The sequence below is a fragment of the Nonomuraea sp. NPDC052116 genome (assembly GCF_040680035.1).
Lineage (GTDB): Bacteria > Actinomycetota > Actinomycetes > Streptosporangiales > Streptosporangiaceae > Nonomuraea > Nonomuraea angiospora_A.
On sequence record NZ_JBFAWA010000042.1, the window covers coordinates 49,016 to 62,360 of the forward strand.

Below are 13,345 nucleotides of genomic sequence, written 5' to 3' on the forward strand. Positions count from 1 at the left end.
GTGACGGTGTGGCCCTCGGCCAGGGCCTGGGCTCGGCCCGGGTCGCACATGCACGGGCCGAGCCTGACGACACCGCCTCAGGCCGGGGCGGACAGCTGGATCGAGGCGAGTTTGGCCGGGTCGACGACGATGTGGATGCCGGTGATCCGGCCTTCGGCGACGGTGAAGGCGATGACGGAGAGAGGAGTTCCGTCGGGACGCCAGGACATGTGGCCGGGGATGCCGTTGACCAGCACGGGTCGGTGGCGGGCGACCTCGCCGGAGAACATGCGGGCGCCGGCGGCGACCTCGGTGGCGCCGAGGGTGACCACCACGCCGCCGGGGGTGTCGACGGTCAGCTTCACGTTCGGGTCGAGGACCCGCAGGAGCGCTTCGAAGTCGCCGCCGAGGGCGGCGGCGCGGAACGCGTGGACGACCTCCCGGTGCTCGCGGCCGGGGCCCGCCGGCCGGTCCGTGGCTTGGACCTTACGGCGGGCGCGGCTGGCGAGCATCTTGCTGGCGTCGGCGGATTTGCCCAGGATCTGGCCGATTTCGTGGAACGGGACCGCGAACATGTCGTGCAGGACGAACGCCAGGCGCTCGCTCGGGGTGAGCGAGTCGAGCACGACGAGCAGGGCGAGGCCGACCGAATCGGCCAGCGCCACCTGCTCGTCCGGCGCGGGTTCGTCGTGGGGCGTCACCACGAGGTCCGCATGCTCGTGCCCGTAGGCGGTTTCGGGGTGGGCCTGGCGGGATCTCAGGAGGTCCAGGCTGATGCGGCCGACCACGGTGGTCAGCCAGCCCGCCAGGTTGCCGATGGTCGCCTCGTCCTGGCGGACGAGACGCATCCAGGCCTCCTGGACCACGTCCTCGGCGTCGGCGTGCGAGCCCAGCACGCGGTACGCGACGGCGCGCAGCCGCTCGCGCTGGGCCTCGAACGCCTCGGTCACGAGACCGGACGGGTGGGCGGTCACGGCTTTCGCTGCTGACGGAGCGAGACCCGGTTGCCGTCCGGGTCCACCGCCTCGATACGGACCCCGAACGGATAGTCCACGGGTTCGGACTCTTCGAAAGTGACGCCGCGCCGGCGCAGGAGCTCGAAATCCTTCCGCAGATCATCGGATTCGAGGATCAGCGGACCGGGCGCGCCATCCTGGCCCCCGTCGCCCGGCTGACCCGCGGCCGCCGCATGCGACCACAGGAGAATCTGCACGGGGCTGTCGGGAACGCCCACGGTGAGGAAACGTCCGTCGGGCCCCCGGAAGTCGATCCGCTTTTCCAGGCCGAGTCCCTCGGTGTAGAACTCCAGCGCGCGGTCCTGATCGGTGACGTAGACCGTCGCGTACATGATGTTGTTCAGCATCTTGTTCTCACTTCACTCGTTGGCGCGACCTCGTATTCGGTCGTCGCACCTATGACGAGTGCCGATGGGAGAAGGTAACAGGACCGCTCCGGGAGCCTCAATCGGCCGCGACTGCGTGCCGGACGCATTCGCGGAGCAGGGCGCGGCGCTGTTCGTGGACGTCGGAGGGCTCCTCGGCGGTCGCCGCATAGACGTTGCTGACCGGCGACCAGGCCATGGACATGGCGATGACCATGGCCATCACGTCGAACGGGTCTCCCTGGCGCACTCGCCCGGCGGCCTGGGCCTCGGCGATGGCACGCAGCTTGCGATCGTCGACCCGGTCGTGCTCCTCCACGAGGTGGCCGGTCGGCCGGCGTTCCAGGCGCGCCCAGGTGGCCAACCGGATGAGGTCGGGACGGCGGAGGTACTCGTCGTAGAGGCGTACGGCCCAGTCCGCGAGGTCGGCGGCGTCGATCGGGACGACGTTCACGATCCGCTCCAGCGAGCCGAAGAAGATCGCGTCGAAGAGCTTGTCCTTGTTGCCGAAGTAGGCGTAGAGCTGGGCCTTGTTGGTGTTCGCAGCGGACACGATCCGCTCGATCCGCGCCCCGGCGATGCCGTACTGGGCGAACTCCCGGGTCGCCGCATCAAGAATGCGCTGGTAGGTCGCGGCTCCGCGCGAGGTCAGGGGCTGGTCCGCCATGCTGACGACCCTACCAAACAGAACAGTTGGTTTGCCGAGCAGGCGACGCCGTGCCTAGACTCCAATAAACCGAACAGTCTGTTTAAGGAGAATCGCCGTGCGAACCACGACCGGATGGCAGGCGGACGGCGCGGCGGCGAGTCTGCGGCGCACCCTGTTGCGGCGTCGCGACCTGCGCCCCGACGACCTCGCGGTCCAGATCGACTACTGCGGCGTCTGCCACAGCGACCTGCATGCGCTCCGCGACCACGACGCCAAAGCGGGGCAACCCTTGGTTCCGGGGCACGAGTTCACCGGCGTAGTGACCGAGACCGGGCCCGCGGTCACCCGCTTCTCCGCCGGCGACCGGGTCGCCGTCGGCAACATCATCGATTCCTGCGGCGAGTGCGCCATGTGCCGGGCCGGCCAGGAGAACTTCTGTCACGCCTTCCCGACCCTGACCTACGGCGGCAGCGACCGGCAGGACGAATCGACCACCCTGGGCGGGTACTCCCGCGAGTACGTCGTCCGCGAGCGGTTCGTCTACCCGCTGCCCCCTGGCCTGGACCCGGCCGGCGCCGCCCCGCTGCTCTGCGCCGGCATCACCGTCTGGGAGCCCCTGCACACTCTGGGGGTGGGGCCCGGCAGTCACGTCGCCGTGGCGGGCCTGGGCGGCCTGGGGCACCTCGCGGTCAAGATGGCCGTGGCCCTCGGCGCCACGACGTCGGTCATCAGCCGATCCCCCGCCAAGGCCGACGACGCGCGCCGTTTCGGCGCCCACGGGTTCATCGTGTCCACGGATCCGGAACAGATGGCCGCGGCCCGAGACACGTTCGACGTCGTCATCGACACCATCTCCACCCCGCACGACCTCGGCCCGTATCTGCGGCTGGTCGCCATGGACGGCACCCTCAGCCACCTCGGGCATCTCGGATCGCTCACCGTGGAGGCCATGGACCTGCTCGTGGGGCGCAAGAAGCTCAGCTCCGCGGGCAGCGGCGGCCGTCCTGCGACCGCCGCCATGCTGGACTTCTGCGCCGACAAGGGCATCACCGCCGAGATCGAACTGCTCCCCTCTGCGCGGGTGAACGAGGTCCTCGACCGCCTCCGCCGCAACGACGTCCGCTACCGTTTCGTACTCGACATGTCCGACCTGGATTAAGGACAGCCACGCGCTCATCGGCGAGGCCGCGCCCGCGATCTCCGCACCCACCGAGCCTCGGTTGATCCATGGCTCGGCTCGGCCTCCAACGGCATCCGGACGGCCTGGAGGTCTACGCCCGCGGGCCGTTCTCGGATGCGCGGCGTCGTGGAATGTCAGGCCAGACCTCACATTCCACGGCGCTGTCTCGTCGTAGTGGTGAGAGCGATTGCGACAAGGAAAGACGACATATCATGACCACCCGATCAGAGCCAGGAGACAACCGGCGCGATCCGAGCCTGAGCGCGATCATGAGCGAGCGGCGTCGGCTGATCAATCTCGCCTATCGGCTGCTCGGCTCGCTGGCCGACGCCGAGGACGTCGTGCAAGAGACCTACACCCGCTGGTACGCCATGACCCCGCAGCAACAGGAGGCCATCGAGAGCCCCGGCGCCTGGCTGACCAAGGTCGCCGGCCGCATCTGCCTGGACCTGCTCGGCTCGGCCCGGGTCCGCCGCGAGAGCTACGTGGGCGAATGGGTTCCCGAGCCGCTGCCCGACCGTACGGAGTGGACCGGCGCGCGGCCGGGCGACCCCGCCGACCGGATCACCCTCGACGAGTCGGTCACCATGGCGTTCCTCGTGGTGCTCGAAGCGATGACCCCGGCCGAGCGCGTCGCGTTCGTCCTGCACGACGTCTTCCGCTACTCCTTCGCCGAAGTGGCCGAGGTCGTCGGCCGTACCCCGGCCGCCTGCCGCCAGCTCGCGTCCTCCGCGCGCCGCCGCATCCGCGAGTCGCAGACGCCCGTGACGCCGGAGGCCCGGCAGGCCGACGTCGTCAGGGACTTCAAGCAGGCTTGGGAGGCCAAGGACATCAGAGCCCTCGTCGGCCTCCTCGACCCCGACGCCACGGCGATCGCCGACGGCGGCGGCCTGGTCACCGCCATGCTGGAGCCGGTCGAGGGCGCCGAGCGGATCGCGCGCTACCTGGTCGAGGTCGCCGGCCTGGCACCCGACCTCGTGTTCCTGGAGCGTACGGTCAACGGTCAGCCCGGCCTGGCGGCCCAGCAGAACGGGGAGACCGTGGTGGTCATGGCGTTCGACGTCGCAGGCGAGCGGATCAAGCACCTGTGGGCCGTACGCAACCCCAACAAGCTCCGGCCCTGGACGGCCTGACGCGCGCGGCGATGAACCCGCACGCGAAGCGCTCGGCAAAGACGTCCGCCTGACATTTCGCACGGCTCTGTCGTCAATCTCCTGAGACGAACATTACGAAAGGAAACTGACCATGGAACCCGTCAACCTCGCGATCATTTACTACAGTGCCACCGGCACCGTGCATGCCTTGGCGCGAGCCGCCGCCGAAGGCGCGGAAAAGGCCGGTGCCAATGTGCGACTGCGCAAGGTTGCCGAAACGGCTCCGCCGGAGGCGATCAGCGCCAATCCGGCCTGGGGCCAGCACATTCAGGACACCGCCGACGTCGTCCAGGCCGGCCTCGACGACCTGGGCTGGGCCGACGCGGTGCTGTTCGGTACCCCCACCCGCTTCGGCAACCCGGCCAGTCAGCTCAGGGCGTTCATCGACACCACCGGGCCCCTGTGGTTCCAGGGCCTGCTCGCCAACAAGGTGTACTCGGCTTTCACCGCCTCCAACACCGCCCATGGCGGGCAGGAATCCACCATCCTGGCGCTGGGGAACACGTTCTACCACTGGGGCGGCATCATCGTGCCTCCCGGCTATACCGACCCCATCCAGTTCCAGTCAGGCAACCCGTACGGCACCTCCCACGTGGCCGGCGACGGCGCGCCCGGCGAGGTGCCCTTGGACGCGGCCCGCTACCAGGCCCGCCGAATCGTCGACACCGCCGCCTCACTCAAGGCCGGCCGCGCCGCCTGACACCACACATTCCTTGAATGGAGGATGCAATGACTACGAACGATGCCGAATTTCTGGCCTTCCTGGACGGTCGAGTCGATGCCTGCCAGGCAAAGGACATTGACCGGCTCATGTCGCACTATTCTCCCGACATCGTTTATTACGATGTCGTTCCCCCTCTCCAGTTCGCGGGGTCCGACGAAGTCAGCCGCAATTTCGTGCGGTGGTTCGACGAATATGTCGGCCCCATCGGCCTGGAAACGCACGAACTCAACATCGCCATCAACGGAGACGTCGCGTTCGCGCACATGCTCCACCTGGACACCGGAACCCTGAAGGACGGCTCTGATCGCGTGATGTGGGTACGTTCGACGGTCTGCTGCCGCCGGTCCAGCGGCAAGTGGCTGATCACGCACGAACACATCTCCATGCCGTTCGACCCGGAGACCCTTCAACCCTGGGTCCCACCGGCGGTGTGAGCCGGCCGCTTGACGACAGAGACACCGCCCGCCCGGCATTCGTGACGGCCGATCCCGCATCGTGTGATGAAACGATGACAACCCGGCTGAGCTCCGAATTCGTCTGATTGCCTGCTGGCCATGCGATCGACGAACCTCTCTCGCCGGTTCCACCACGGGTACACCGGCCTGATCCTGGCTGTCGCGACCGGGCTCACACTCGCGGGTTGCGGCGCGTCCGCGACCTCCCCCGGCGCGGCGACCCAGCAGACCGCCACCGGCGTCAAGGTGCTCTGGATGGGTGACTCCATCGCGGGCGCGCAGGCCCCGGCGCTGGAGGCGGCGTTGAAGGCCGCGGGCGTGGCGTTCAAGAACGCCACGTCCGACGGCGGCGGCAACGTCGTCGCCGGTGACCACGAGGTGACGGCCATGGCGGCCAGGGACACCTGGAAGACGCTGAAGGAGAACGTCGCCTCCTTCCGGCCGACGGCGATCGCCTACCAGATCACCACCTACGATTGGGGCACCGCTGCCAACGCCCCTCACGGCGGAGCCATCCTGGCCCTCGCCCTCCCCCTGAACTCGTCCCATCCCCCGTGAGAGCTATCCCGAATGTCCCTTCCGGTGGGATGGCACAGCCCGCTCCGTTCCCTAGCCTCCCTTCTGCCGCAGGATCACTGCGGAGACCCGAACGGAAGAATCCGCCATGGCTTCCGCCTCCTCCACGGGCCGGCGCCGGCTCCGCGCGTTCCGGTTGCCCGTGCTGCTGGTCGCGATGTTCGGTGGCCTGCGGGAGGTGTCCTGGGGCTCCTTCGGCGGGTTCGTCGGCACCGCCGGCATGATGGCGAGCGTCGCGGTCGCCGAGGAACTCCTGTTCCGAGGGGTCCTGTTCCGCATCGTGGAGGAACATACCGGCACCGTGATCGCCCTGGTCGTGTCCGCCGTGCTGTTCGGCGCGACGCATCCGGTCAACGTCAACGCCACGCTGTCCGGCCCGGCCCCGCTGACCGGCGGAACGTTCGGCCCCGAGGCCAGCCTGCTCGCGCTGCTGGTCTGCCTCGGACCCACAGTCTTCTGGCTACGGCGGGCCGCCCGCACCGGCCAGATCCGGCACCGCCCGCGCCGGGCCGTGGCTCACGCCGGCTCGGATTCGTCCTCGAAGACGAAGTAGATGCTCAGGACGTACGGTTCTGCTTCACCGGTCGCGTAGTCCCACGAGACGTCCACCAGAAATACGTTGTGAGCCCCCACCCACTCCTGGGCCTTGCCGAACGCTTCCGCGGCGGTCCGTGCGGGGAACAGCAACCTGGCCATCGGATGGACTTGCGAGTCGGCATCGGAGTCGTCGAAGTCCGCCGGAACGTCGAGGCGCAAATCGGGCTTCATGCCCCGCACTCTGCCACATTGATCGCAGCGCCCGCTGATGAACGGCCCCGAACCCCGGGCCGACGCCTGCGGCGCGAGCGATTACGGGACGCTGATCGTGCTGTCCACGGTGCAAGATGTGATGCATGTTCGGATCGCCGCTGTCCGCCCGGCTTGAGCGTTGCAGCCGGATCCTCGTCGCCGGTGCGGGCGGGGGTTCCGACGTGTACGCCGGGTTACCCCTTGCCCTGACCCTCCGGGAGGCCGGCAAGGAGGTGCACCTGGCGAACCTGTCGTTCAGCCACCTCGACGCCCTCGACCTCGACGTGTGGCTGTTCGAGGACGTCGCGGAGATACGCCCGGACACCGAGGCCCGCGACTGGTACTTCCCCGAGGGCTGCCTGGCCCGCTGGCTGGCCACGCACGGCCTGCCGTCGACCGTGTACGCCTTCCCCAAGGTCGGCGTCCGCCCGCTGCGGGCCGCGTACGCCAAGCTCGCCGCGCACCTCGACCTGGACGCGGTCGTCCTGGTGGACGGTGGCACCGACATCCTCATGCGCGGCGACGAGGCCGGCCTCGGCACCCCGGCCGACGACATGACGAGCCTGGCCGCCGCCCACGCTCTCGACGTCCCCGAGAAGATCGTGGCCTGCCTGGGCTTCGGGGTGGACGCCTATCACGGCGTCAACCACGCACAGGTCCTGGAGAACCTGGCAGCCCTGGAGCGCGACGGCGCCTACCTGGGCGCGTTCTCCGTCTCCAGGACCACGAAGGCGGGCGCGCTCTACCTCGACGCCGTCGCCCACGCGCAGGCCGAGTTGCCGGCGTACCCGAGCATCGTGAACGGCTCGATCGCGGCGGCCGTGCGCGGAGAGTTCGGGGATGTCCGCTTCACCGACAGGACGAAGGGCAGCGAGCTGTTCGTCAACCCGCTGATGGCCATCTACTTCGCCGTGGACCTCGACGCGCTGGCCCGGCGCTCGCTCTACCTGGACCGGCTCCGGGACACCGTGCTCATGCGCCAGGTCGTCTCCGTCATCGAGGCGTTCCGCGACGAGGTGACGCCCCGCCCGCCGAAGGCGTTCCCGCACTAGAGGCAGCCACCGTTCTCGTGTTTGTGTAATGGTGGCACGGCATGAGACCGTTGCGAGGTGGACACCCTGGAACTGCTGGCGCATCCCGTACGGCTGCGGATCGTGCACGCGATGCGCGGAGGGCGCGAACTCACCACCGCTCAATTGTGCGCCCGCATCCCCGACAGCTCGAAGGCCATGATCTACCGGCACGTCGACCTGCTCGCGGCCAACGGAATCCTGGAGGTGGCCGACGAGCGGCGCGTGCGCGGCGCGGTGGAACGCCGCTACCGGCTACGCCTTGACCGGGTCATCGTGGACGCCGACGCGGCGGCGGCGCTGTCGCCCGACGACCACCGGCGCGTGTTCGCCACGTCGATGGCCGTGCTGGTGGCCGAGTTCAACGCCTACCTCGATCGCGACAACGCCGAGCCGGCCGCGGACCTGGTCGGCTACCGGCAGCACGCCGTCTGGCTCAACCGCGACGAACTGGAGAAGATGATCATCGAGCTGCGGCGCGTGATCCTGCCCCTGCTGGCCAACGAGCCGACGCCGGATCGCGCGCAGTACCTGCTCAGCCCGGTCTTCTTCCCCATCGAGCAAGCGTCCGCGGCCGAGACCGAGTGAGAGGACCCAGGACGCTTGACAACCTCGAAGCCCTCGACGCGACCCCGATCCTGGACGTCAAGCCCCTCCTCACCCCCGACCGCTGACAGCCCGAGCACTGACATGTCTAGAGCCAGCCGGCGTCGCGAGATATGCGGATGGCGTCGATGCGGTTGCGCCCGCCCACCTTGCTGATCGCGTTCGACAGGTAGTTGCGCACCGTGGCCTGCGAGAGCGAGAGCTGGGTGGCGATCTGGGCGACGCGGTTGCCGCTCGCCGCGGCGCGCAGCACCTCGGTCTCGCGGGCCGTCAGCGGGCTGCTGCCGGTCTCGAGAGCGGCGGCGACGAGCTCGGGGTCGATCACCCGCTCCCCCGCCGCGATGCGCCTGATCCCGTCCGTGAGGGTCTGCGCCGGGGCGTCCTTCACGATGAAGCCCTTGACGTGCACCTTCAGCGCGCGCAGCAGGCTGCCCGGCTGGCTGAGCCCTGTCAGCACGAGAGTGCGGCAGTCGGGAAGCCGCGTGGACAGTTGCTCGGCCGCCGACAGCCCGTCCAGGCCCGGCATGTCGATGTCCAGCACCGCGACGTCGGGGCGTACCCGCAGCGCGGCGTCCAGCACCTCGTCCCCGCGCTCGATCTCGGCGACCACCTCCATGTCGTCCTCCAGCGACAGCAACGCGACCAGCGCGGACCCGATCATGTGCATGTCCTCGGCGATCAGCACGCGGATCACGCGACCTCCTCGGGAACCTCGACCGACAGCCGGAACCGGCCGTCGCGGACACCGGCCTCGGACGAGCCGGACACGGCTTCGGCCCGCTCGGCCACCCCGGCGAGCCCGGAGCCGCTCCCAAGGCCGGCGGCGCCGCGGACGCCGTCGTTGACGATCTCCAGCCGTATTCTCCCGTGCTGCCGGGAAAGCCTGATGGTGCAGGAGCCGGCCTCGCTGTGGCGCAGCAGGTTGGTGGTGCCCTCTCTGACGGCCCAGGCCAGGGCGCTCTGCGCGGACGCGGGCAGCGAGCGCAGGTCGGCCACGTCGAGCCGGGTCTCCACGCCTGCGGCGCCGAGCAGGGCCGCGGCCCCGTCGATCTCCGTACGCAGCGACACGGCGTGCTGGTCCCGCGTGATCGCCCGTACGTCGTGCAGCGCGTCGCGGGCCACGCCGGTCAGGCTCTCGACCTCGGCGCGGGCGGCGACGGCGTCCCTGGTGAGCAGCCGCAGCGCCAGGTCACCCTTGAGAGCGATCGCCGACAGGCTCTGGCCGAGCAGGTCGTGCAGGTCGCGCGAGACCCGGATCCGCTCCTCGCCGACGGCGGTCGCGGCCAGCTCGGTACGGGCGGCGTCCAGCTCGTTCAGCAGCCGGACCAGCCGGGCGCCCCCGACCAGGGCCGCGGCGTACAGGCCGGTGGCGACCACCGCGTACAGGCCGAGGAGGACGGCCTGCGGGATCGTGCCCTGGCTCTGCAGCATCGTCAGCACCTCCCTCGTGGCGTTGGCCGTCAACTGCAGCGTGGCGGCCGCCGCCAGCACCCACCTGCCGCGCAGCAAGGTCATCATCGAGGCGAGCGCGAAGATCCCGGGGGCTTCCCAGTTGGAGCCGAGCCACCAGATCGGCAGGTCCGCGAGCAGCACCAGCGCCGCGAGGCTCCAGAGCCAGCCCGCGGGACGCTCTCCCCGGGCCGCCGCGAGGCTGTGCCGCAGCTGGATCGCGCCGGCCGCGGCGGCCCCCAGGATCGCGGCGACCGGGTTGCCGGGCGGGCCGTCCATGCCGAGGATCGTGTAGACCGGCACCTGCAAGGTCAGCGGCACGTGCAGGGCGATCAGCGGCCAGTGCGGGTGCCGCAGCACCCAGCGGGGCGGGATGGACGCGGTCATGCCGGTATCTCGATCGTCTCGGTGGCCTCGCCGGTGCGCAGCTCCAGCCGTAGGCGACCGTCCGTGGAGGTCACCGTGATCGTGCAGGAGGGTACGGCGTCGGCGAGCGCGGCCAGCTCGTCCGACAGGCCCTCGGGCACGGCTCCCCCGAGCCTGCGCCCGGCCTGTTCGCCGCGCGCCGCGATCGACTCCAGCGCGCGGCCGAGACTCCGGCGCAGATCGTCGTCGAGGCGGCGGCGTTCCTGCGCCACGGCCTGCTGGGCGAGCAACTCCCTGGCCGCCCGCAGCCGTGTCAGCGCGGCGGGGAGCCAGACCAGCAGCAGCGCCGACACCACCAGGGCCGCGTACGACCGCGGCCACATGTTCCCGGCCAAGGGAGTGACGCCGAGGATGACGGCGGCCATCACGGTGAAGGTCCAGACGCCGGCCGGTGGCCGCCGCGCGTGTGCCGCGTACCAGACGTGGCGCAGGTGCAGCGGCAGGTACGTCACCACCGCCGCGAGGCTCCACAGCCCCGTGCGGGTGTCGTTGCCCATGTAGCCGAACGCCAGCATCACCTGCACCACCGGCAGCAGAGCGCTGTAGGCGACCGCGCCGACCGGCGCCAGCCGGACGAGGCGGTCGGATCGCCACAGCTCCGCCAATCCTCCCACCGCCCGTCCTCGCGTCCTGGCTGACCAGAGTAGAGGCCGCGGCCGGGAGCCGGATCCGGCGCGGGCGGGAGTCCTGGACGGGCCGGCACGCCGACGACCTGGATCCGCTCCGATCGTGCGGCGGCGGAGGGGTGGGGCGAGAGCGGCGGTGTCGTGGCTGTTCAGGGGGGAGACGATGCGCACCACGAGCGTGAGAGGATCAGACTTCTCCGCCGTCGATGACCCGGCCGAGGTTGTCCAGCTCGTTGCCGCGGCCGGCCGTCAGGCGCTGGGTCCACTCCTCGTCGTGCATCGCGTCCATGGTCATGACGACGTGGACGCCGTCGCCGGAGGGCCGGATCTCGACCACGGTGAGGAAGTCGTACGGCTCCACCCCCGGGATGAAGTCGGCCAGCGAGGTGTAGGAGAGCCGCGTGGGCTCGTCCACCTCGACGAAGGTCTTGCGCGACTCGGTGCTCAGCGGCAGCCCGGCGCCCTCCATGAACGCGATCTGCTCGGGCGCGGTCGCGGTCATCGTGTAGATCAGCTCGCCGCCGGGCCGCAGGTCCAGCTTCCCGACGTTGACCGTGAAGCCGTCGGGCGACCACCAGGACTCTATGCCGGCACTGGTGGTCCACAGGCGCCACACGTGCTCGGGCGTGGTCGCGTAGGTGCGCTCGATCCGGACGGTCTTGGCCACGGGTGAGACGGTCATGAATGCTCCCTTTGAGGTGGGGTTACGCGAACGATCCTCCTCGTGAGGGCCCGTGGCAGACAGAGGTAAATGTCACGAGACAGGTGATGAGTTTCGGGCCGGCCGGGCGGTGCGCCCGGCCGGCCGGGTCTCATGACGAGATCGCCCAGATGCTGTCGCTCAACTCCGCGCCCAGTGCCGCGTGGTAGAGCTGGTCGACGGTGAGGTTCTCCTCCCGGGAGGCGCCCGGGTCCCACACCTTGAAGTTGTCGGGCACCCACGGCCAGAAACCCGGCTCCGACCACTCGTGGCCGCCGAACCCGTGGATGACGACGTAGTGCCGGATGCCCCCGGGAGCGTCGGGCGACCAAGGCAGCTGACCCGGCTTGACCAGCACCGCCACGGGCCTGCCCCGCGAGAGCGACTTCACGATGACCTCCAGCCCGCGGATCCTGGGCAGCCCGCTGGCGGCGGCCTCATAGTCCCCGTAGGGGAAGTCCTGCGGCACGTACGCGTTGATGCCGGTCTTCATCATCCACGGCATCGTCCCGAACCTGGTGGTCTCCATCTTGTCCGCCAGAGTGGACTGCGAGGGCGCGGAGACGCCCATGGTGGCGATGATCGTCTGGGCGGCCGCGGGCCCGCACCAGTTCGAGTCCTCTTGTTGCTTGCCCGAGAGCTGCATGTCGAGAGCGCGGATGGGCGTCATCCACGCGCCGGCGATGCCGACGTCCGCGTCGGCCACCACGTACGTACGCCTGAGGGCGGTGAACCCGGTGTAGCAGGCCCGGCTGGCGTTCGTGGTCATCGTGGGGCACGAGTCGGTGATCGTCGGGCCGCCGCCGCCGAACGCGAGCCGCAGGTTGACCTGGAAGTTCGTGTACGCCCCCGGATTGACGAAGGCGATGGCGCGTACCTGGGTGCGGGCGTAGTTGAACTCCAGGCACACCTGGTAGGCGGTGCCGTTGTACGTCCGGGTGTCGCTGCAGGTGCGGTTGGCCGCTGGCGGATACTCGTGCCAGATCCCGGCCTGAGCGGGAAGTGCCGGCACGGCGACGAGCGCGAGGGTCGCTCCGGTGAGGAGCGAGAGTAATGCCGACATCAGTCTTTTCACAGGCTCACACCCTTGACGTCATGGGATCGGCGGCCCGCGGACGGCACTCGGGACGCTCAATCATGCTCACTTTCGGCCCTGACCGTAACCTTGCGAGCGAGGGCGGTCAAGCGCGATGCCGAACATTGGCTTTACTTACGGCCCACACCCTTATTCACTGCAGGCCGCCGTCCGGCGGCTCGGCCGCGCTGAGGCGCAGGATCGGGTCGAGCAGGCCCGGGAAGCGGCCGCTCAGATCGTCGGCGCGCGGCCGGATCCGCCGGTGCCGGCCGTCGACGGTCATGGTGATCAGCCCGGCCTCGCGCAGGATCCGCCAGTGGTTGGACAGCGTCGACAGCGGCACGTCCAGGCCGTCGGCGAGAGCGGAGCAGGTCGACTCGGGGTTGTCCCAGGCCCGCCGTACCAGCTCCAGGCGCACCGGATCGCCGAGCGCGTGCAGGACTGGCGCGAGCGTCAACGACTCGCGGGCCGGCTGGGGTAGCGGTCGCATGCCCTCCACAATACAA

Annotated in this window: 18 protein-coding genes; 8 read left to right on the forward strand and 10 right to left on the reverse strand. The window is 69.8% G+C overall.

Annotated elements, in window-relative coordinates:
• Window positions 1-77: 77 nt before the first annotated feature.
• From AB0L65_RS51945 to AB0L65_RS51955, 3 genes are all read right to left on the reverse strand, one after another.
• Entirely contained in the window at window positions 78-953 is an 876-nt protein-coding gene (locus AB0L65_RS51945; protein WP_364262814.1) for a sigma-70 family RNA polymerase sigma factor, read from the reverse strand.
• A complete protein-coding gene (locus AB0L65_RS51950; RefSeq protein WP_364262817.1) occupies window positions 950-1,342 on the reverse strand; it encodes a VOC family protein in 393 nt (130 codons plus the stop codon). The genes AB0L65_RS51945 and AB0L65_RS51950 overlap by 4 nt, the downstream gene beginning before the upstream one ends.
• Window positions 1,343-1,439: 97 nt before the next feature.
• Entirely contained in the window at window positions 1,440-2,027 is a 588-nt protein-coding gene (locus AB0L65_RS51955; protein WP_364262820.1) for a TetR family transcriptional regulator, read from the reverse strand.
• 97 nt (window positions 2,028-2,124) lie between these two features.
• Here AB0L65_RS51955 and AB0L65_RS51960 point away from each other — a divergent pair, with 97 nt between their 5' ends.
• From AB0L65_RS51960 to AB0L65_RS51985, 6 genes are all read left to right on the forward strand, one after another.
• A complete protein-coding gene (locus AB0L65_RS51960; RefSeq protein WP_364262823.1) occupies window positions 2,125-3,168 on the forward strand; it encodes an NAD(P)-dependent alcohol dehydrogenase in 1,044 nt (347 codons plus the stop codon).
• A 233-nt stretch (window positions 3,169-3,401) separates the two neighbouring features.
• Window positions 3,402-4,322 carry an RNA polymerase sigma factor SigJ gene (sigJ, locus tag AB0L65_RS51965; RefSeq protein WP_364262826.1) on the forward strand — a complete coding sequence of 307 codons (921 nt, stop codon included), beginning with the start codon at window positions 3,402-3,404 and terminating at the stop codon, window positions 4,320-4,322.
• 112 nt (window positions 4,323-4,434) lie between these two features.
• Window positions 4,435-5,043 (forward strand): NAD(P)H:quinone oxidoreductase, encoded by a 609-nt coding sequence (wrbA, locus tag AB0L65_RS51970; RefSeq protein ID WP_364262829.1) that lies wholly within the window; start codon window positions 4,435-4,437, stop codon window positions 5,041-5,043.
• A 29-nt stretch (window positions 5,044-5,072) separates the two neighbouring features.
• Complete coding sequence (locus AB0L65_RS51975; RefSeq protein ID WP_364262832.1) at window positions 5,073-5,501, forward strand: nuclear transport factor 2 family protein; 429 nt, start codon at window positions 5,073-5,075, stop codon at window positions 5,499-5,501.
• 120 nt (window positions 5,502-5,621) lie between these two features.
• Window positions 5,622-6,080, forward strand: coding sequence for a hypothetical protein (locus AB0L65_RS51980; protein WP_364262835.1), 459 nt, complete (start codon window positions 5,622-5,624; stop codon window positions 6,078-6,080).
• A gap of 106 nt (window positions 6,081-6,186) precedes the next feature.
• A complete protein-coding gene (locus AB0L65_RS51985; RefSeq protein ID WP_364262838.1) occupies window positions 6,187-6,651 on the forward strand; it encodes a CPBP family intramembrane glutamic endopeptidase in 465 nt (154 codons plus the stop codon).
• Here AB0L65_RS51985 and AB0L65_RS51990 read toward each other — a convergent pair.
• Window positions 6,615-6,866 (reverse strand): hypothetical protein, encoded by a 252-nt coding sequence (locus AB0L65_RS51990; protein ID WP_355196388.1) that lies wholly within the window; start codon window positions 6,864-6,866, stop codon window positions 6,615-6,617. The two genes, AB0L65_RS51985 and AB0L65_RS51990, sit on opposite strands and share 37 nt — an antisense overlap.
• A 125-nt stretch (window positions 6,867-6,991) precedes the next feature.
• Here AB0L65_RS51990 and AB0L65_RS51995 point away from each other — a divergent pair, with 125 nt between their 5' ends.
• Window positions 6,992-7,939: a DUF1152 domain-containing protein gene (locus AB0L65_RS51995; protein ID WP_364262841.1), complete on the forward strand. Its 948-nt coding sequence runs from the start codon at window positions 6,992-6,994 to the stop codon at window positions 7,937-7,939.
• 57 nt (window positions 7,940-7,996) lie between these two features.
• The gene (locus tag AB0L65_RS52000; RefSeq protein ID WP_364262844.1) at window positions 7,997-8,545 is read left to right on the forward strand and encodes a helix-turn-helix domain-containing protein; all 549 of its coding nucleotides are present in this window, start codon (window positions 7,997-7,999) and stop codon (window positions 8,543-8,545) included.
• A 106-nt stretch (window positions 8,546-8,651) separates the two neighbouring features.
• On the opposite strand, the gene AB0L65_RS52005 is transcribed toward AB0L65_RS52000, so the two are convergent.
• The 6 genes from AB0L65_RS52005 to AB0L65_RS52030 all read right to left on the reverse strand — a co-directional run bounded on the left by AB0L65_RS52005 (window position 8,652) and on the right by AB0L65_RS52030 (window position 13,329).
• Entirely contained in the window at window positions 8,652-9,257 is a 606-nt protein-coding gene (locus tag AB0L65_RS52005; protein ID WP_364262847.1) for a response regulator transcription factor, read from the reverse strand.
• Window positions 9,254-10,399 (reverse strand): histidine kinase, encoded by a 1,146-nt coding sequence (locus AB0L65_RS52010; protein WP_364262849.1) that lies wholly within the window; start codon window positions 10,397-10,399, stop codon window positions 9,254-9,256. The genes AB0L65_RS52005 and AB0L65_RS52010 overlap by 4 nt, the downstream gene beginning before the upstream one ends.
• Window positions 10,396-11,052, reverse strand: coding sequence for a hypothetical protein (locus AB0L65_RS52015; RefSeq protein ID WP_364262852.1), 657 nt, complete (start codon window positions 11,050-11,052; stop codon window positions 10,396-10,398). Before AB0L65_RS52015 ends, AB0L65_RS52010 begins: the two co-directional genes overlap by 4 nt.
• Before the next feature lie 199 nt (window positions 11,053-11,251).
• On the reverse strand, window positions 11,252-11,746 hold the full coding sequence (locus AB0L65_RS52020) for an SRPBCC domain-containing protein (protein WP_364262855.1): 495 nt from the start codon (window positions 11,744-11,746) through the stop codon (window positions 11,252-11,254).
• Window positions 11,747-11,876: 130 nt separating this feature from the next.
• Window positions 11,877-12,839: a C39 family peptidase gene (locus tag AB0L65_RS52025; protein ID WP_364262858.1), complete on the reverse strand. Its 963-nt coding sequence runs from the start codon at window positions 12,837-12,839 to the stop codon at window positions 11,877-11,879.
• A 154-nt stretch (window positions 12,840-12,993) separates the two neighbouring features.
• Window positions 12,994-13,329 (reverse strand): helix-turn-helix domain-containing protein, encoded by a 336-nt coding sequence (locus AB0L65_RS52030; RefSeq protein WP_364262861.1) that lies wholly within the window; start codon window positions 13,327-13,329, stop codon window positions 12,994-12,996.
• Window positions 13,330-13,345 lie beyond the last annotated feature (16 nt).

Excerpts from the sequence above, each read along its gene's own strand:
- AB0L65_RS51985 (WP_364262838.1), top strand. The coding sequence starts at position 6,187 with ATGGCTTCCGCCTCCTCCACGGGCCGGCGCCGGCTCCGCGCGTTCCGG.
- wrbA (WP_364262829.1), top strand. The coding sequence starts at position 4,435 with ATGGAACCCGTCAACCTCGCGATCATTTACTACAGTGCCACCGGCACC.
- AB0L65_RS51995 (WP_364262841.1), top strand. The coding sequence starts at position 6,992 with ATGTTCGGATCGCCGCTGTCCGCCCGGCTTGAGCGTTGCAGCCGGATC.
- AB0L65_RS51950 (WP_364262817.1), bottom strand. The coding sequence starts at position 1,342 with ATGCTGAACAACATCATGTACGCGACGGTCTACGTCACCGATCAGGAC.
- AB0L65_RS51955 (WP_364262820.1), bottom strand. The coding sequence starts at position 2,027 with ATGGCGGACCAGCCCCTGACCTCGCGCGGAGCCGCGACCTACCAGCGC.
- AB0L65_RS52020 (WP_364262855.1), bottom strand. The coding sequence starts at position 11,746 with ATGACCGTCTCACCCGTGGCCAAGACCGTCCGGATCGAGCGCACCTAC.
- AB0L65_RS52030 (WP_364262861.1), bottom strand. The coding sequence starts at position 13,329 with ATGCGACCGCTACCCCAGCCGGCCCGCGAGTCGTTGACGCTCGCGCCA.
- AB0L65_RS51980 (WP_364262835.1), top strand. The coding sequence starts at position 5,622 with ATGCGATCGACGAACCTCTCTCGCCGGTTCCACCACGGGTACACCGGC.
- AB0L65_RS51990 (WP_355196388.1), bottom strand. The coding sequence starts at position 6,866 with ATGAAGCCCGATTTGCGCCTCGACGTTCCGGCGGACTTCGACGACTCC.
- sigJ (WP_364262826.1), top strand. The coding sequence starts at position 3,402 with ATGACCACCCGATCAGAGCCAGGAGACAACCGGCGCGATCCGAGCCTG.
- AB0L65_RS52010 (WP_364262849.1), bottom strand. The coding sequence starts at position 10,399 with ATGACCGCGTCCATCCCGCCCCGCTGGGTGCTGCGGCACCCGCACTGG.
- AB0L65_RS51975 (WP_364262832.1), top strand. The coding sequence starts at position 5,073 with ATGACTACGAACGATGCCGAATTTCTGGCCTTCCTGGACGGTCGAGTC.